Raw genomic sequence first — 17,930 nt, 5'->3', positions numbered from 1 at the left:
CCACGCCGCCGTTTTCCAAGAGGAAACCCCAAACCATGTCCACGCAAAAGTGCCAGGACGAGGCGCGTTGCGACGTGCTCGTCATCGGGGCCGGCGCGGGTGGCCTGTCCACCGCCATCACCGCGCGCAAACGCGGCCTGAACGTCATCGTCATTGAAAAGGACCGTTATTTCGGCGGCACCATGGCGTTTTCCGGCGGCTTCCTGTGGGTGCCGGGCAACCCCCAATGCAAGGCCGCGGGCGTGAAGGACACGCCGGACGCCGCCCGCACCTATCTGCGCCACGAGGCCGGTGCCCATTACGACGCCGAGGGGGTGGAAACCTTCCTCACCTACGGCCCGCAGATGCTGGAGTTCTTCGAGCGGGAAACCGACGTGTCGTTCACCGCCGCCGAGACCTTTCCCGACTATCACCCCGACGCGCCGGGCGGGGTGGCGGGGGGCCGGTCGGTGCTGGCCAAGCCGTTCGACGCCCGCCAGTTGGGGGATGAGCTGAAACGGCTGCGCCCGCCGCTGCGCACCATCACCTTCGTCGGCATGATGTTCAATTCCGGCAACGAGGTGAAGCACTTCTTCAACGCCACCAAGTCGCTGACGTCGCTGCTGTACGTCATCCGCCGGCTGGCCGGGCACGGGCGCGACCTGCTGCTGCACCGGCGGGGGATGCGGCTGACCAGCGGCAACGCGCTGGCCGCCCGGCTGGCGAAATCGACGCTGGACCTCGGCATTCCCATCTGGACCGAGGCGCCGGCCCGCGAGTTGATCCGCACCGATGGCCGCGTGACCGGGGCGGTGGTGGAGCACCAGGGCCGCAACGTGCGCATTACCGCCGACCGTGCCGTGGTGCTGGCCTGCGGCGGCTTCCCCCAGGACGCGGCGCTGCGGGCCAAGCACTTCCCCCATGTGCAGCGCGGCGGCGAGCATGTGTCGCCGGCCCCCGCCGCCAACACCGGCGACGGGGTGCGCATGGCGCTGGGGGCCGGGGCGGCGTTCGTGGAGCGGCTGTCCAACCCGGCGGCGTGGATTCCGGTGTCGAAGGTGCGGCTGTCGGCCACCACGACCGGGGTATTCCCCCACCTGATCGACCGCTTCAAGCCCGGCGTCATCGCCGTCAACCGCCGGGGCGAGCGTTTCGTCAACGAAAGCCATTCGTACCACGACGTGGGCGAGGCGATGATCCGCACCTGCGCGGGCGAGCGGGAAACCGCGGCGTGGCTGATCTGCGACCATCCCACGGTGCGCAAATACGGCATCGGTTTCGCCAAGCCGTTCCCGCTGCCGCTCAGCCTCTATCTGCGGTCGGGCTATCTGGTGCGGGGGCGGACGCTGGCCGATCTGGCGCGCGCCACCGGCATCGACGCCGCCGGGCTGGAACGCACGGTGGAGCGTTACAACCGCACCGCCGGCCAGGGCAGCGACCCGGATTTCGGGCGTGGCACCACCGCCTACAACCGCTATCTCGGCGATCCCGACCACCATCCCAACCCGTGCGTCGGGCCGATCCGGCAGGGGCCGTTCTACGCGGTCAAGCTGCTGATGGGCGACCTCGGCACCTTCGCCGGGGTGCGCACCGACCGCTGCGGGCGGGTGATCGGGCAGGACGGGGCGCCGGTGGCCGGGCTGTACGCCGTGGGCAACGACGCCGCCAGCATCATGGGCGGCAACTACCCCGGCGCCGGCATCACGCTGGGGCCGATCATGACCTTCGGCTATGTGCTGGGCCGGCATCTGGCCGGCGACGCCATCACACTGCCCGACACCACCCCCGCCGCCGCCCCCACCTCTGCGGAGATCACCGCATGAAGCCCGTTGTCGATCTGCGAACCTACACCATCGCCCTGCGGCGCATCCCGGAATTCCTGGAGATCTTCGACCGGCTGGCGATGCCGGTGCAGCTCCGCCACCTGAACCCGCCCATCGGCTTCTATGTCAGCGACCTCGGGCCGCTCAACCAGGTGGTCCATCTGTGGGAATACGACAGCCTGGCCGACATGGAGCGGCGGTGCGAGGCGCGCAATGCCGACCCCGACTGGCCGGCGTATCTGAAGGCGTCCGGCTCGCTGATCGTGGCGCAGGAAAACCGCATCGTCCGGCGGGCGCTGCTGCCCTCTGTCACCGGGCGGGAGGGGTAAGCCATGGCCGAGCAACAGGATTGGCTGGGTCTGTCCGGCACGGTGTGCGCCGTGACCGGCGGGGGCGGCGGCATCGGGCGGGCGGTGGCGGTGACGTTGGCGGCCGCCGGTGCCCGCGTGGCGGTGCTCGACCGTTCCGAAGGCCCGGCGCACGAGACGGCGGGGGAGATCATCGCGTCGGGCGGCTCCGCCCTGGCGCTGGCCTGCGACGTGTCGGACCGCGGCAGCCTGGAGACCGCGGCGGCGCGCATCGCGGACACGCTGGGGCCGTGCGGGGTGCTGGTGAACAACGCCGCATTGCTGCGTCCGGGGCCGCTGGCGGACCTGCCGCTGGAGGAATGGAACGCGCTTCTGGCGGTGAACCTGACCGGCTGTTTCCTCGCTGCACAGGTGTTCGGGGCGGGAATGCGGGCGATGGGGCGGGGCAGCATCGTCCACATCGCCTCCATCGCCGCCGACCACCCCCAGGGGTTCAGCGGCGCCTACAGCGTCAGCAAGGCCGGGGTGGCGATGCTGTCGCGGCAACTGGCGCTGGAATGGGGGCCGCAGGGGGTGCGCAGCAACGTGGTGGCTCCCGGCATGATCCAGACCCCCATGACCCGCAGCTTCTACGAGGCGCCGGGCGTGATGGCGGCGCGCTGTGCCGTGGTGCCCACCCGCCGCATCGGCCAGCCGCAGGACATCGCCGATGCCGTCGCCTTTCTGGCCAGCCCGCGCTCAAGCTACGTCAACGGGGAGGCGGTCACCGTGGACGGCGGCTTCACCCGCGGCCTGATGAACCTGATCCCCCGCCCCGGTTATGAAGGAGCCGCCCGATGACCCCCGTCACGCTGATCACCGGTGCCGCCGACGGTATCGGCTGGGCCATGGCCCGGCGCTTCGCCGCCGGGGGCCACCGCATCGCCATCGTCGATATCGACCATGACCGCGCCATCGAGCGGGCCGGCGAACTGGAAGACCTCTCCCCCGGCGGTCACATGGCCGTCACCGCCGACATGGCGCGGGAGGAGGATGTGACGGCCATGGTGGCAACGGTGGCCGAACGTTACGGTCGTATCGACGCGCTGATCAACAACGCCGGCATCGGCGACAGCCTGCTGCCGACGCTGGAGCAGACGGTGGGCACGTTCGAACGCATCCTGCACATTCACCTGACCGGCACCTTCCTGGCTTCGCGGGAAGCGGTGCGGGTGATGATGGGCCACGGCGGCGGGGCCATCGTGAACATCGGCTCCATCGCCGGGCTGGTGGGGCTGCCGCGGCGCAATGCCTATGGCGCGGCCAAGGCGGGGATCCTGTCCATGACCCGCTCCATGGCGTGCGAATGGGCGGGGGCCGGCATCCGGGTCAACGCGGTCGCACCGGGGTACGTGGGCACCGATCTGGTGCGCCGGTTGGAGCAGACGGGCAAGATCGACATGGCCCGGCTGAAGCGCCGCATTCCGCTGGGCCGGGTGGCCGATCCCATGGACATCGCCGAGGCGGCGTGGTTCCTGGCCTCGCCCCAGGCCGGCTACATCACCGGCACCACGCTCACCGTCGATGGCGGGTGGCAGGCGTTCGGCGATGCCGGAGACGCCGCCGGCTGAGGCATGCGGCTTCTTCGGGGTGCCGTGACGGGCGCCCCGAAGAAGCCGCCTCAGACCGCCCGCACCGATGTGAGGAATTCCTCGACCTCGCGCTGCAGGTGGTCGGCGTTCTTGGACAATTGGCCGGCGGAGGACAGAACCTGCTGGGCCGCCGTGCCGGTGGCGGCGGCGCTTTGCGAAACGCCGTCGATGTTGCTGCTCACCTGCTGGGTTCCCTGGGCCGCCTGCTGCACGTTGCGGGCGATTTCGGCGGTGGCGGCCCCCTGTTCCTCGATGGCCGAGGAAATGCCGGTGGAGATCCGCCGGATCTGCTCGATGGTGGTGGAGATGTCCTGAATGGCGGCAACGGTGTTGCGGGTTTCCTCCTGCACCGCCGTCACCTGCTGGCTGATGTCGTCGGTGGCCCGTGCCGTCTGGTTGGCCAGATTCTTCACCTCGTTGGCCACCACGGCGAACCCCTTTCCGGCCTCGCCGGCGCGGGCGGCCTCGATGGTGGCGTTCAGCGCCAACAGGTTGGTCTGGCTGGCGATGTCGTTGATCAGCCGGACCACCTCGCCGATCCGGTCGGCGGCGGCCGCCAGGCTGGTCACCAGCTGGTTGGTGACGGCGGCCTTGCTCGATGCCTCCTCGGAGATTGAGGCGGCTTCGGCGATCTGGCGGGCAATTTCCCGGATGGACGAGGACAGCTCTTCGGTTGCGGTGGCGACGGTCTGAACATTCGCCGACGTCTGTTCGGCGGCGGCGGCCACGGCGGTGGCCTGCGCGGTGGAATGCCCCGCCGTGGAGGACAGGGATGTGGCCGTCGCCTCAAGCTCGGTGCTGGCCCCGGCCACGACGCCCAGGGTTTCCGTCACGGTCTTGTCGAAGCGCGCCGTCAGGGTTTCGATGGTCCGGGCCCGTTCCGCACGCCGGGCCTGTTCCTGCCTTTCCCGTTCCTCCAGGGCGCTGCGTTCGATGGCGTTTCTTTTGAAGACCTCGACCGCCTGCGCCATGGTGCCCACCTCGTCGCGGCGGCCCAGGCCGGGAACATCCACGTTGTCGTTGCCGGCGGCCAATTCCTTCATGATCGCCGTCATGGTGCGGATCGGTGTGGCAATGCTGCGCGTGAGCAGGAAGCCCATGCCGGCGGCCATGACGAGCAGGATGCCGCCGCCAAGCAGATTGAACGTGTAGCACAGCGAAAAGGCACGGGCTTGTTCCTCGGCCCGTTTCTGGAGCAAGGCCCGCTCGGCATCGTCGAAGGTGTTCAAGATTTCACGGATGGAATCCATGTATGCCTTGCCGGCGCCCGACGCCTCCAGCGCGCTGGCCTGCGGGCGGGTTTCGGGCTTCGCCATCAGCGATATTTCCCGCTCCGCAATATCGGACCACCATTTTTCGACATGACCGCGGATGTCGTTCAGCCGTTGCTGCTGAAGGGGGTTGTCGGATGTCAGGTCTTTCAAACGTTCAAAAGATTTCGAGAAATTCTGACGCCCAGACAAATACGGATCAAGAAATTTTTCGTTTCCTGCTATGATGTATCCACGAAGGCCAGTTTCCTGGTCTATTATGAAGGAAATGGCTTTCTCGCTTGTTTCCAAGACTTCATGGCTGTGGCTATTCCAATTATTTGATTTCTCAATACTTGATAAATTGGCGTAAGTTGTCAGAGAAACAGCCAGCGATATTGAAACCAAAAATGAAAACACGACAAGGAGCTTCTTGGGAAGCGGCCAATTCTTGAAGGTTTCCATTGTCAGGCTCCTGATTTCTGCGGTGGAGAAGGCACGTTTAAAAGTCGATCAAGAGTGGACTTCAGCCACATCGCAAAAATAATGGGCATTACCCATTATGTGCTATCTATGAATTTTTATTTTATAATGCCGTTTATATATCGATGTGGCTTGAGAGTCTAGACGATTCTCAAGTCATAGAGATCCTTATCAATCTTTCGATTGATGATCTATGCATTTATCATAGTAATGCTACAGGAGCATGATCTGTCGTATTGCTTTCGTGAGCTATGCAGTCTCTTTCATTCATTTGAATGCAGCAATGCCATCACAGAAAAATGCCCCCGTCCCGGTAGCGCGCGGGGAGGGCCCAGGCTGTCCCCAGGGAGGAGACGGGGCAGCCGGGGAACCGCGCCGGGACGGGGGCAAGGTTGGTGGCGCGTGGACGTCAGTGCGCAGCCACCTGTCGGTAGAAGGCGATGGTGCGGGCCAGACCCTCGGCAAGCGGGGTCGCGGGTGCATCCATCGGGTCGGAGACCACGCCGGGGGTGATGGGCAGCGGCGGCCCGGCGCAGGAAAGGGCGGCGTCCGGGATCTGGTCCCGGATCAGGGCGACGATGGTGTCCATGGAGGCCGGTTCGCCCGCCAGATTGACCACGCGGGCGCCGGTGCAGGGGCCGAACAGGGCGGATTCATAGGCCGCGGCCACATCCTCCACATAGACCATGCCGACGGTGCCGGTGAAGGGGATGGTATAACTCTCCCCCTGTGCCGCGGCGCGGCAGGCGAGCGTCGGGCCGGCGCTGACCCCGGTTTCCCGCCCCGGCCCATAGACGATGAAGGGGCGGAAGCCGACGCTGGGCATCCCCCGCCCGGTCCAATAGGCGCGTGCGCTGCCCTCGCACGCCAGCTTGAAGGCGCCGTAGTGGCTGGCCGGTGCCGGGTTGACCGGATCGTCGGGGCCGAACACCCCGGCGCTGCTGGTGTAGATCACCCGGTCCAGCCCGTGGGCGATGGCGGCGTCGAACACGTTCAGCGTGCCGATCAGGTTGATTTCCGCTCCCCGCACCGGGTCGGCGGCGCAGAACGGCGTCAGCACCCCGGCCAGATGGACCACCCCGCCGCAGCCGTCCATGGCGGCGGCCACGTCGGCGCTTCGGGCGATGTCGCCCGTGTGCCATGAGACCCCATGGGTGACGCCGTGGGCGGCGCCGTGGCCGGCCACGGCGTCCACCAGCCGGCGGTCTTCGGTCTGGTCGAACACCCGGACGTGGCAGCCGCGGGCCAGCAGGCGGCGGATGATCCACGCGCCCATGAAGCCGTTGCCGCCGGTGACGAGAACGCGCACGGGATTCCCTCCCTCAGTTGGACATCAGGACGGGTACGGTCATGTGGGTCAGCACATGGCGCGCGCCGTTGCCACGCGGCAGGTGGGGGAAGGCGTAATGCCCGTGCCCGCCCATCACCAAGAGGTCGGCACCGCAGTCGGACACCCGGCTCAGCAGCATGTCCATCACGCCCACCCCCTCGACCACCAGCCGTTCGGCGCGGGCGGCGATGCCGTGGTCGGCGAGATAGGCCAGGCAGTCGGCGGACCCGCCGTCGTCCTCCCCGCCGTCCTTGCCGGCGAACGACACCACCACCACCTCGTCCGCACCGCGGAGCAGGGGCAGGGAATCGCGCACCGCCCGCGCCGCCTCGCGGCTGTTGTTCCAGGCGATGAGCGGGCGGCGGCCCACCTCGGTGAAGCGGCCCGAGCCGGGGATCACCAGCGCCGGGCGCCCGGCGTTCAGCACCACCTGTTCCGCCATGCCGGTGGGGGCGGCGGCGTGGTGCTGCCCATCGCCGGCGTCCTGGGCCAGGATCACCAGATCGGCGGTGTGGGCGGCGGCGCTGACGGCGCGGATCACCTCCGCCGCACCGCCGCGGTCGGCGTCCCGCCATTGGGCGCGGAGGCCCGCGGTGGCGGCCTCGAACCGGGCGCGGCTGTCGGCGGAGGCGGCGCGGTAGGCGGGGGTGGGCCAATGGGCCACCACCCCCACCGTGTGGGCCTTGGCCCGTTCGGCGAACAGGCCGATCAGGCGGGCGTCGTGCCGGCGGGCCAGCGACACGGCCAGATCCAGCCGCGCCGACGGGTCGTCGTGGTCCAGATGGACCAGCAGGGTCTTGATGGTCATGGCCTCACACCCTTTCCGGGACTTGGGCCAGCACCGCTTTCGCCGCGGTCAGGGCGCGGCGGATGCGCTCCTCGTGACCGACGGTGCGGGCCAGGGTGTCGGTGGGGATTTCCAGGCTGACCGGCAGGTCCGACGGCAGCCGTTCCCAGATGGCCGGCAGGTCGATGCCGCCGTCACCGGGGAACAGACGCTCGGCCCGCGCGGTGTGGATCATCTGTTCCACCGTCGCCGGCTTTTCCGCCGGGGCGTCGCACATCTGGGCGTAGTGCAGCCAGGACCGCGGCAGGCCGGTCAGATCCTCCAGCCGGCTGTCGGAACGGTCGAAGTGCAGGGCGTCCACCAGAATGCCGCCGTTGGGCCGATCGGCGGCCTTGACGATGCGGATGGCGGTGGCGAGGTCGCGCACGTCCGTCCACGGCATGAATTCCAGATCCGCCGTCAGCCCATAGGGGGCGGCGGCATCGCAGAAGGCGGCGTAGGTGTCGGTCAGCCGCGCCTCATCGGGATCGTTGCCGGCGGTCAGGATGGCCTTGGCCCCCAGCGCCGCCCCGGTCTCGAAGAACTTCCCGAAGGACGACACGTCGGTCGCCGGCTCCAGCCGGATGATCTCCAGATCGAAGATCTTGACGCCGGTGTCCTCCGACGCCTTGATCGTCTCCCGCAGCATGGCGGGATCGTCCAGCAGATAGGCGGCACCGCCCGGCGTGGCCGGCAGCAGGCGCACGCCGATGGCCTGATACCCGACGCGGGCGGCAAGGGCGACCATCTGCGGCGGGGCCAGATCCAGCACCGTCAGATGGGCCAGGGAAAAGATGGGGGCCATGGCCGGCGCTCCGTTCAGGTCAGGGGGGACACGGCGTGGGGCAGGGCGATGGTGGAGGTCATGTCCGGGCTGACCCACACGGCACTCTTGGGCGGCCATGCGCCGACCTTCACCGATTCCGCCCGGATGCGCGCCCGCTCTTCCAGGCTGGCCCACGGCCAGATGTGCGTGATGCGGGGGGAACCGTCCACCGGGTACATGGCCAGCAGCAGCTTGGACATGGCGGTGCGGGCCGGCAGCTTTTCCGCCCAGCCTTCCAGCGTCGGCGCGATGCCGCCGTGCTTCAGCACATAGGTGCGGAACTCATAGATCGGGCCGAAGGCGCCCGGCTCCACCGGCGGCAGATCGGGGAAGGGGATCATGCTTTCCAGGGTCAGGCCGGTCATGAGGTCGGCGCTGTGGAACGGGTTGCTGTGCAAGAGCGTGCGGCGGCGCTCGGCGTCGGCCTCGGCGGCGGTCTGGAAACCGCGCAGCACGAAAATCTGGTTGAGCTTGCCGATCTCGGTCACCCAGCAACCGAGGAAATTGCCGCCGGCCTCTCCGCTTTTGCAGAATTCTGCGGCATTTTCACCAGCTTTGATTGCGGATCCGAGGTTGACGGTGAGCGTCGCCAATTCATAGCGTTCCATGGGAATCCTCGTTTTTTCAGGAAATCGGGGTGGGTCAGGCGGCGGCGGTGCCGCTCATGTGCAGGGCCGCCAGATAGCCGAAGGTCATGGCGGGGCCGAGCGTGATGCCGCCGCTGGGGTAATGGCCGCCCATGATGCTGGACAGGTCGTTGCCGGCGGCGTAGAGGCCGGGGATCGGCGCCCCCGCCCCGTCCAGCACGCGGGCGTTTTCGTCGGTGCGCAGGCCGCTGAAGGTGCCCAGGCTGCCCGGCACCATCTTCACGGCGTAGAACGGGCCGGTCTCGATGGGCGCCACGCAGGGGTTGGGCAGGTTGGCCGGGTCGCCCTGGGCGCGGTTGTAGGCCGATTCCCCGCGGTGGAACACGGGATCGTGCCCGTCGTGGGCGTGGCGGTTGTAGCTGGTCACGGTGGCGGCCAGCCCCACCGGGTCGATGCCGCAGGCCGCCGCCAGTTCGGTGATGGTGGACCCGCGCTTGAGGTATCCTGAGCGCAGGAACGGACCCTGCGGCACCGGGAACGGCTTGGCGGCGCCCAGCCCGTAGCGGCGCTGGAATTTATGGTCGCAGATGAACCACGCCGCGGCCTCGTGCTCCGGGCGGACGGCGCGGAAGAAGTCGCGCATGAAGGCGTGGTAGGAATTGGCTTCGTTGGAGAAGCGGAGTCCGTCGGCGGTGACGGCGATCAGCCCCGGCTTGCCGCGGTCCACCAGGTGGGGGAAGTTCATCACGCTGCCGTCGGCCCGTGGCACCCGCGACACCGGCGCCCACGCCCCGGCGTCGAACAGGGTGTCGTCCACCGCCGCACCGGCGGTCTCGCCCAGCCGCAGCCCGTCGCCGGTGTTGGACGGCGGGGCGGCGGACCAGTGTTCCCGCCCGGTGGGGGCGTGGGGGTAGAGCGCACGGCGCCGTTCGGCGTCGTGGGGGAAGCCGCCGGCGGCCAGCACCACGCCGCGCCGGGCCACCACCTCCCGCTCGCCGCCGGGGGTGCGCAGCACGGCACCGCGCACCGACCCGTCGTCGTTGGTCAGCAACCGCACCACGGGGGCGTCGGTGCGGAACGATACCTTGAGATCCAGGGCCGATTTCAGCAGGCGTCCGGCCAGCGCCTCCCCGTTCACCAGTTGCATGGCGCGGCCATGGCGCACCACGTCGAGCGCGTGGCGCCCGATCCGCTTGCCGGCGTAGAGCGCCGAGCGCAGCGACCGGCGGGCGTTGAGGAAGTGCCAGAGGTCGGCCCCCGACGCCAGCCCCATGCCGCGCAGCGTCATCTCCTCGGGCGGGCGGCGCAGCGCGTGGACCATCGGCCCCAGGTCGCGCCCGTCGAACGGGGCGCCGCACACCGACCGGCCGCCGTTCGCCGAGCCCGGCATGGAATCGTCGAAATCGGGCACGGCGTTGCCGGCGACGAACTGCACCGACGTGTGTTCGCGGAAGAACGCCACCATCCTTGGCCCGTGTTCGAGAAAGGCGTCGATGCGGGCGGGGTCGAAGGCGTTGCCGAGGATGGATTGCAGGTAGAGCCGCGGTTCGCTCGCATCCTCGCGGATGCCGGCCTCAACCGCCAGGGGGTTTCGGGGTATCCACAGCCAGCCGCCGGACCAGGCGGTGGTTCCGCCCAGCACGGATTCCTTTTCGGCGACCAGAACGTTCAGGCCGCGCCACGCGGCGGTGACGGCGACCGACAGGCCGCCGGCCCCGGACCCCACCACCAGAACGTCGCAGTCGGGCGGGGGCGGGGCGTGAAGAGAGGCTAAGACAGCAGGGGGCAGGGTCATGGGGTTGGTCCGATGAAGATGTCGGCCCCGTCGCGGTCACGCCGCGGACGGCTGAACGCCGGCGAACCGAGGCCGGTGGCGGCCAGTTCCGCCGCCGCCGCCAGCAGGTCGGGGGCCATGTCGTGGAGACGCTGTTCGCTGACCCGCACGTGCGGGCCGGCAACGCTGATGGCACCCTTCACCTGCCCGGTGTCACGGCGGCGCACGGGTGCTGCCATGGCGTTCATGCCGGCGGCGAAGGTTTCGATGGTCATGCTGTAGCCGCGCTGCCGGGTCTGGTGCAGGTGCTCCAGGATCTCGGCGTCGCTGCGGGGGCGGTTGGGGCCTTCGTCATGGTCGGGGATGCGGGCGCGCTGCCGCTCGATCAGCGCCATCGCCTCGTCGTCGGGCAGGCACGACAGCCATGCGAAGCCGGACGCGGTGCAGTAGAGCGGCGCCTCCATCCCCATGTCCGGGTCATAGCGCAGGCCGGTGCGCGCCCCTTGCGCCTTGGCGACCCAGGTCAGGCGGTCGGTGTCCACCACCGACAGCCGCACCAGTTCGCCCGTCTTCAGCGCCAGCCGGTCCAGGATCGGCTGGGCCAGATCGACCACCCCGCACCCGGACAGATAGGTGAAGCTGAGCGAGACCAGCTTGGCCGTCAGCATGTAATCGCCGCGGTCGCCGTCCTGGCACACGTACCCCTGTTCGATCAGGTCGTTCAGCAGCCGGTGGGCGGCGCTGCGCGGGATGTCCAGCCGGGCGGCGATTTCATGCAGCGGCAGCCCCTGGGTGTTGCTGGCCAGCAGTTCGATGATCGCCAGAACGCGGTCGAGGATGCCGCTGCGGTCGCGGGCGGCCGGCTGGGTCGAATCGGTGGAGGTGCGCGCCATGGTTGAATCCTGCCTGTTCGTTCAGAGGGATCGGAAAGGGGGCTCCCGGCAGATAACGCAAGGCGGCGGTCAAAGGCAAACCCGCTCTCCAAACACGGCGGGGCTGGTGGACAGCCCGTCGTCGGCGAACACCTGCGGCCCGTAATCGGCCGCGGTCAGCACGGCGGTGGCGGCGGCCAGCGTGCGGGCGGCATCGGCGGCGGTGATGACCGGCGCCTCTTCTCCCCGGATCACGCGGGCGAAATGGCGAAGCTGGAGGAAATAGGGGCTGCCGTGCTCCACCGGCAGGGTTTCGGTGTTGAGCGGCGAGCGCCACCCCGGTTCCCCCGTCACCCCGCGGTAATGGTGGAAGGTCAGGCGCGGCAGGGTCAGCGACCCCTCGGTCCCGGTGATGAAGTGGGAATCGGCGCCCTCGCTCTTGACCAGCGAATCCCATTCCCCCGACAGCAGATCCCAGTTCCACGGACAGGCCGCGGTGTCGGACAGGGTGACGGTGGCCAGCACGCCCGAGCGCATGCGGAACACCACCGCCGCCGTGTCCTCCACGTCGAAGCCGCGCACGGCGTTGGAGCGGATGGCGTGGACTTCGGCGATCTCGCCCAGCAGGAAGCGCAGCAGGTCGATGTCGTGGATCATGTTGATCAGCACCGGCCCGCCGCCGGCCTGCCGCCGCCACGCGGCGGAGAAATAGGACTGGCCCTTCAGAAAGGTCGCCATCACGGTGGCGCTGACCGGGCGGCCCAGCAGCCCGTCCTGAATGGCGGCGCGGGCGCGGCGGATGATCGGGTTGTGGCGGCGGTGATGGCCGACCAGCACCGGCACGCCCGCCGCACTGGACGCCGCGGCCATGGTGCGCGCCGCCTCCACCGTTTCGGCCACCGGCTTTTCCACCAGCACCGCCACCCGGCGGGCGATGCAGTCCAGCGTCACCGGCGCGTGGGAATCGTTGGGCGTGGCGACGATCGCGCCGTCGGGTCGCACGGACTCCAGCAGGTCGCGGTGATCGGCGAACCACGGCACGCCGGCCTGCGCCGCCAGGTCGCGGGCCGAGTCGCTGGGATCGGCGATGCCGCACAGGGTGCCGCACCCGCCGCGGGCCAGAACATCCATGTGCATGCGCCCAATGGCCCCGGCACCGATCAGCGCCAGACGCACATCCGGGGCGGCGGTGGCGGTGGTTGCGTTGGTTCCAGCGTCCGTCATGACGGCGCTTCCTCCTTGGGATGGTTTGGTGCGGCGCAAAACTGGAACGCCGTTTCATTTTTCAAATTTGATACTGGAATGGCGTTCCAGTTTCAAGCTATAACCTCCTCACCAACAAGAAAGGCGGTTACGGCCGCCCGGCAATAAAATGTCTTGAGAGAGAGGAGATGCGTATGTCCGAGAATGCGAACGGGTCCGGCCGGACCCGGCGGCATTTCCTGGCGGATACCGGGAAGGTGGCTCTGGGTGCGGCGGCGCTGACGGCGGGCGGCCCCTTCATCCTGTCGGCGCGCGGGGAAACCCCGCTGAAGCTGGGGATGGTCTTTGCCAAGCAGGGCACCTGGACCGAACAGGGCGAAATGCTGGTCAACGGTGCCCGCATCGCGCTGGCCCAGGCCAAGGGGCAGGTTCTGGGGCGCCCGGTCGATCTGGTGTGGTACGACGAACCCAGCCCCCAGGCGGCCCAGCAGAATTTCCAGAAGCTGGTGGAAGAGGAAAAGGTCTCCGCCATTCTGGGCGGCACCAACAGCGGCACGTCGCTCGCCATGGCGGCCATCGCCAAGCGGTTGCGCATGCCCTACATCACGCCCAACGCCGCGGCCCGCGAGATCACGGGCAAGGAATGCAACCCCTTCACCTTCCGCGTGCTGACCACCACCCCGGTGGCGAGCCGGGCGCTGGCCCCCTATCTGGCCACGGTGGGCAAGAAGTGGTATTTCATCTGCGCCTCCTACGCCTATGGCCAGGATGTGTACGCACAGATGAAGGCGCAGCTCGACCAGTTCGGCGGCCGGGAAGCCGGCGTCGATATGACGCCGCTGGGCACCACCGATTTCAGCTCCTTCCTGCTCAAGATCCGCCAGGCCAAGCCCGACGTGATCGTGGCCGGCCTGCCGGGCGGTGACCTGTCGGCCTTCCTCAAGCAGTTCGCCGACATGGGCATGAAGGGCAAGATCCCGGTGGCCTGCCCGATCATCGGCGATTCCGACCTGTGGTCCATCGGCCCGGCGGCGGCCACCGGCATCTACGGCAAGCCGTGGCATTTCAGCGACCCCAACAACACCAAGGAAGACCGCGCCTTTACCGCCGATTACGCCAAGGCCCACGGCAAGCCGCCGTCGGACAAGGCGTGGCTGGGCTGGTTCTCCATGCGCTCGCTGCTGCTGGGGATGGAACAGGCCAAGGGGCTGGACGGTGCGTCCATCGTCCGTGGCCTGGAAAGCGTCAGCATCGACGAGGGCGGCATCCCCGCCCATTACCGCACCTGGGATCACCAGATGCTGCGCAAGATGCTGGTGGTGAAGGTGAAGGACACCATCACCGACAAGTGGGATTGGATGGACGTGCTGAAGGTGTCGCCCGAGCGGGCGGAAGACCTGGAGGCGCAGTTCGGCAGCCGCGAGGAAATCGGCTGCCAGATGGAATCCCTGTAAAGATCACCCTCCGGGCCTGACGGCCCGCGGACAGCCGCCTGACATCACGGGTCTCTTTTGACGACGGGAGCGTTGCGCAGCACCCGCGAACGGGTGCGCGCAACTCTTGCCGGCGGCTGCCGGTTCCTCAAAGGAACGGACGATGCTTGATATCCTGTTGCCGCAGATCGCCAACGGTCTGGTGCTGGGCTTTCTCTACGTGCTCATCGCCGTCGGTCTGTCGATCATCTTCGGCCTTCTCGGCGTGGTGAATTTCGCCCACGGCGCGTTTTTTGCGCTGGGGGCCTATTTCGCGCTGTCTCTTTATCAATGGTTCGGCTGGCCGGCGGTGATCCTGGCCCCCTTCATCGTCGGGGGGCTGGGCATGGCGGTGGAATTCCTGCTGATCCGCCGCCTGTACGGCAAGGAACCGCTGATCGGCCTGATCCTCACCTTCGCGCTCTCGCTGCTGATCGAGGCGCTGGTGCGGCTGGTCTGGGGGGCCGGCGGCCACCCGTTCAGCCCGCCGCCGTTCCTGGCCGGCATCGTCGAATACGGCCCCATCCTCATCACCAAATACCGTCTGGCGGTGCTGGTGGTGACCATGGCGCTGCTGGTGGGGCTGTGGCTGTTCCTCAACCACACGCCGTTCGGGCGCATCCTGCGCGCCGGCAGCCGTGACGCGGAAATGGTGGGGATGCTGGGCATCAACCTGCCGCGGGTGCTGACGGGCGTGTTCGGGCTGGGCTGCTTCCTGGCCGGCTGCGCCGGGGTGCTGGCCGCCCCCTTGTGGACCATCACGCCGTCCATGGCGGCGGGGGCCATCATGCCGGCCTTCGTCATCGTCACCATCGGCGGTCTGGGTTCGTACCTGGGGGCCATCGTCGCCGGCCTTCTGGTGGGGATCGTCACCGCCCTGACCATTCAGTTCATGCCGGAAGCCTCGGCCGCCGCGATGTACGTGCTGATGGCCGTCATCCTGCTGGTGCGCCCGCGCGGGCTGTTCGGCGAGCGCTGGGAGCGTTTCGAATGACCGCGCGCACGTATCTCTCTCATCCTCTGACCGTTCTGGTCCTGGTGCTGGCCGGGCTGTCGGTGGCGGTGGAACTCACCGGCACCCCGCTCAGCCGCGTGACGCAGATCGCCATCTACGCGCTCTATGGCCTGGGCGTGAACCTTCTGCTGGGTTACACCGGGCTGGTGCCGTTCGGGGCGTCGGTGTTCTTCGGCACCGCCAGCTATGTGGCGGCGCTGGCCATGATCCACGGTTTCGGCGCCTTCGGCGGCGAGGTGACGGGGCTGGCGCTGACGGTGGCCTTCTCCGGCGTGCTGGCGCTGGTGCTGGGGCTGGTGGTGCTGAAGCGGCGGGGCCTGTACTTTTCGCTGCTGACGCTGGCCTGCTCGCAGATCGCCTTCGAGATCGCCTTCAAATGGACCGCGGTGACGGGGGGCGAGAACGGGCTGCAGAACGTGCCGCGCCCGATGCTGGCGGCCATGCCGGCGTTCCACGTCTTCACCATCGTCACGGTGGCGCTGGCGGTGTGGTTCCTGTGGCGGCTGGTCCACGCGCCGTTCGGGCGCACGCTGCAGGCCATGCGCGACAACGAACAGCGGGTCATCAGCCTGGGCTACGACACCTATCGGCTGAAGCTGGTGGTGTTCGTGATCTCCGCGGGCGTGATCGGCTATGCCGGCGGCCTGCTGGCCTTCATGCTCCAGGGTGCCTATGCCAACAATCTGAGCTGGCAGCACGCGGGCGACAGCCTGCTGATGACGGTGCTGGGCGGCGTGCATCACTTCCTCGGGCCGCTGTGGGGTGCGATCGCCTTCATCCTGCTGGAAGACAAGCTGAGCAGCCTGACCGAGCATTGGTGGCTGATCTTCGCCCCCATCGTCATGGCCTTCGCCCTGCTGTCGCCGGAGGGCATCCACGGGCTGGCGCAGCGCGTGCTGCGGCGGGAGCGCTGGACGCTGACCCGCGCCGGCATCCCGCGCCGCCCCGACGTGATCGCCCCCTACCGCAGTGCCGAGACCCACGCCGACCCCAACCGCCCGCTGCTGGCGATCACGGGGCTGAGCAAGAGCTTCGGCTCGCTGGTCACCGCCAACAACATCAGCCTTGAGGTGATGCCCAACCAGCTTCACAGCTTCATCGGCCCCAACGGGGCGGGCAAGACCACCTTCTTCAACATGCTGACGGGCGTGCTGCCGTCGGATGCCGGACGCATCGTGTTCGACGGGCATGACATCACCCGCCTGCCCATGCACCGCCGCATCCGTCTGGGCATGGGCCGGTCGTTCCAGATCCTGTCGGTGTTCCGCAATCTGACGGTGTTCGAGAACGTGCGCGTGGCGGTGCAGGCCCGCAGCCCGGCGCGTTTCAACCTGTGGCGCGACGCCCACGATCTGGACGACGTGAACGCCCGCACATGGTCGCTGCTGGCGGCGGTGGGGCTGGAGGACCGCGCGGCGGAACCCTGCACCAACCTGTCCCACGGTGAACAGCGTCTGCTGGAAATCGCCATCACGCTCGCCACCGACGCCAAGCTGCTGCTGCTCGACGAGCCGCTGGCCGGTCTGGCGGAGGCCGACCGCGTGGTGGTGTCCACCCTGATCCGTCAGCTTGCCAGCCGTCACGCCGTGCTGCTGATCGAGCACGACATCGACCGCGTGCTGTCGCTGTCCGACCGGGTGACGGTGCTGCACCAGGGCCGCCTCATTGCCGACGGGCGCCCGGCGGACGTGGCCGCCAACCCCGACGTGGTGGCCGCCTATCTCGGCAAGTCCAAGGACGACGACACCGTGGCCGCCGCCCCGCGCATCGAGCGCACCGCGGCCCCTGCCGTGGCTCCGCGCCCGCTGCTGCGGCTGGACAACCTGTCGGCGGGCTATGCCGGCAGCCGCATCCTCGACGGCCTGTCCATGGTCGTCAACGAGGGCGAGGCGCTGGCTCTCCTGGGCCGCAACGGGGTGGGCAAGACCACGACCCTGCGCGCCATCATGGGGGCGTGCCAGATCAGCGGCGGCACGGTGCATTTCGACGGGCGCGACATCACCGGCGCCAAGCCCTACGAGATCAACCGCATGGGCGTGTCGATGGTGCCGGAGGGGCGCCGCCTGTTCCCCAACCTGACGGTGTATGAGAACCTGCGCCTTGCCGAACGTCCCGGCGGCATCTCGGTGGCCGAGGCGTACGAACTGTTCCCCCGGCTGGAGGCGCGGCAGAAGGCCAAGGCGGAAAACCTGTCGGGCGGCGAACGCCAGATGGTCGCCATCGCGCGTGCCCTGATGGTGCCGGCCCGCGTGGTGCTGCTGGATGAGCCGTTCGAAGGGCTGGCGCCCGCGGTGGTGAAGGAGGTGATGGAGGCGGTGGCCAAGCTGCGCGGGCGCGTCGGCATGGTGATCGTCGAACACCACGCCGAAACCGTGCTGCCGCTGGTGGACCGCGCCTATGTGCTGGTCAACGGCCGCGTCGCCTTCGAAGGGGCGGCGGAGGTGCTGGAGCGCGACGTTGCCTTGCAACAGCGCCTGCTCGGCATCGTCCACGGCGATGACAACACCCATTCCCACGGGACCGGCCCGGTGGCCGCATCCCGGTCCTGAAC

Annotated in this window: 15 protein-coding genes; 7 read left to right on the top strand and 8 right to left on the bottom strand. The window is 68.5% G+C overall.

The features are described from left to right. Window positions 1-35 precede the first annotated feature (35 nt). The 4 genes from M2352_RS18815 to M2352_RS18800 are packed head-to-tail and all read left to right on the top strand — an operon-like array spanning window position 36 to window position 3,720. Window positions 36-1,802: an FAD-dependent oxidoreductase gene (locus M2352_RS18815; protein ID WP_264666041.1), complete on the top strand. Its 1,767-nt coding sequence runs from the start codon at window positions 36-38 to the stop codon at window positions 1,800-1,802. Then, on the top strand, window positions 1,799-2,131 hold the full coding sequence (locus M2352_RS18810) for an NIPSNAP family protein (protein WP_264666040.1): 333 nt from the start codon (window positions 1,799-1,801) through the stop codon (window positions 2,129-2,131). The genes M2352_RS18815 and M2352_RS18810 overlap by 4 nt, the downstream gene beginning before the upstream one ends. A gap of 3 nt (window positions 2,132-2,134) precedes the next feature. Further along, window positions 2,135-2,950 (top strand): SDR family NAD(P)-dependent oxidoreductase, encoded by an 816-nt coding sequence (locus M2352_RS18805; RefSeq protein WP_264666039.1) that lies wholly within the window; start codon window positions 2,135-2,137, stop codon window positions 2,948-2,950. Further along, window positions 2,947-3,720, top strand: a complete 774-nt coding sequence (locus M2352_RS18800; protein WP_264666038.1) for a glucose 1-dehydrogenase — start codon at window positions 2,947-2,949, stop codon at window positions 3,718-3,720. The genes M2352_RS18805 and M2352_RS18800 overlap by 4 nt, the downstream gene beginning before the upstream one ends. A gap of 50 nt (window positions 3,721-3,770) precedes the next feature. On the opposite strand, the gene M2352_RS18795 is transcribed toward M2352_RS18800, so the two are convergent. The 8 genes from M2352_RS18795 to M2352_RS18760 form a co-directional block, all read right to left on the bottom strand. After that, entirely contained in the window at window positions 3,771-5,456 is a 1,686-nt protein-coding gene (locus M2352_RS18795; RefSeq protein WP_264666037.1) for a CHASE3 domain-containing protein, read from the bottom strand. 427 nt (window positions 5,457-5,883) lie between these two features. After that, window positions 5,884-6,783 (bottom strand): NAD-dependent epimerase/dehydratase family protein, encoded by a 900-nt coding sequence (locus tag M2352_RS18790; RefSeq protein WP_264666036.1) that lies wholly within the window; start codon window positions 6,781-6,783, stop codon window positions 5,884-5,886. A 13-nt stretch (window positions 6,784-6,796) separates the two neighbouring features. Next, the gene (locus M2352_RS18785) at window positions 6,797-7,612 is read right to left on the bottom strand and encodes a universal stress protein (protein WP_264666035.1); all 816 of its coding nucleotides are present in this window, start codon (window positions 7,610-7,612) and stop codon (window positions 6,797-6,799) included. A 4-nt stretch (window positions 7,613-7,616) separates the two neighbouring features. Continuing rightward, window positions 7,617-8,435, bottom strand: a complete 819-nt coding sequence (locus M2352_RS18780; RefSeq protein WP_264666034.1) for a sugar phosphate isomerase/epimerase family protein — start codon at window positions 8,433-8,435, stop codon at window positions 7,617-7,619. 14 nt (window positions 8,436-8,449) lie between these two features. Continuing rightward, window positions 8,450-9,064, bottom strand: a complete 615-nt coding sequence (locus M2352_RS18775; protein WP_264666033.1) for an NIPSNAP family protein — start codon at window positions 9,062-9,064, stop codon at window positions 8,450-8,452. Window positions 9,065-9,098: 34 nt separating this feature from the next. Then, on the bottom strand, window positions 9,099-10,838 hold the full coding sequence (locus tag M2352_RS18770; RefSeq protein ID WP_264666032.1) for an FAD-dependent oxidoreductase: 1,740 nt from the start codon (window positions 10,836-10,838) through the stop codon (window positions 9,099-9,101). Then, window positions 10,835-11,710 carry an IclR family transcriptional regulator gene (locus M2352_RS18765; RefSeq protein ID WP_264666031.1) on the bottom strand — a complete coding sequence of 292 codons (876 nt, stop codon included), beginning with the start codon at window positions 11,708-11,710 and terminating at the stop codon, window positions 10,835-10,837. Before M2352_RS18765 ends, M2352_RS18770 begins: the two co-directional genes overlap by 4 nt. A gap of 69 nt (window positions 11,711-11,779) precedes the next feature. Then, a complete protein-coding gene (locus tag M2352_RS18760; protein ID WP_264666030.1) occupies window positions 11,780-12,913 on the bottom strand; it encodes a Gfo/Idh/MocA family protein in 1,134 nt (377 codons plus the stop codon). A gap of 173 nt (window positions 12,914-13,086) precedes the next feature. On the opposite strand from M2352_RS18760, the gene M2352_RS18755 reads away from it, so the two are divergent. The 3 genes from M2352_RS18755 (at window position 13,087) to M2352_RS18745 (ending at window position 17,928) form a co-directional block, all read left to right on the top strand. Continuing rightward, window positions 13,087-14,346: an ABC transporter substrate-binding protein gene (locus M2352_RS18755; protein ID WP_264666029.1), complete on the top strand. Its 1,260-nt coding sequence runs from the start codon at window positions 13,087-13,089 to the stop codon at window positions 14,344-14,346. A gap of 142 nt (window positions 14,347-14,488) precedes the next feature. Beyond that, window positions 14,489-15,358: a branched-chain amino acid ABC transporter permease gene (locus M2352_RS18750; RefSeq protein WP_264666028.1), complete on the top strand. Its 870-nt coding sequence runs from the start codon at window positions 14,489-14,491 to the stop codon at window positions 15,356-15,358. Further along, window positions 15,355-17,928 carry a branched-chain amino acid ABC transporter ATP-binding protein/permease gene (locus M2352_RS18745; protein ID WP_264666027.1) on the top strand — a complete coding sequence of 858 codons (2,574 nt, stop codon included), beginning with the start codon at window positions 15,355-15,357 and terminating at the stop codon, window positions 17,926-17,928. Before M2352_RS18750 ends, M2352_RS18745 begins: the two co-directional genes overlap by 4 nt. The last annotated feature ends 2 nt before the right edge of the window (window positions 17,929-17,930 follow it).

The sequence above is a fragment of the Azospirillum fermentarium genome (assembly GCF_025961205.1).
Classification (GTDB): Bacteria; Pseudomonadota; Alphaproteobacteria; order Azospirillales; family Azospirillaceae; genus Azospirillum; species Azospirillum fermentarium.
This window is presented reverse-complemented; position numbering and strand designations above follow the sequence as displayed.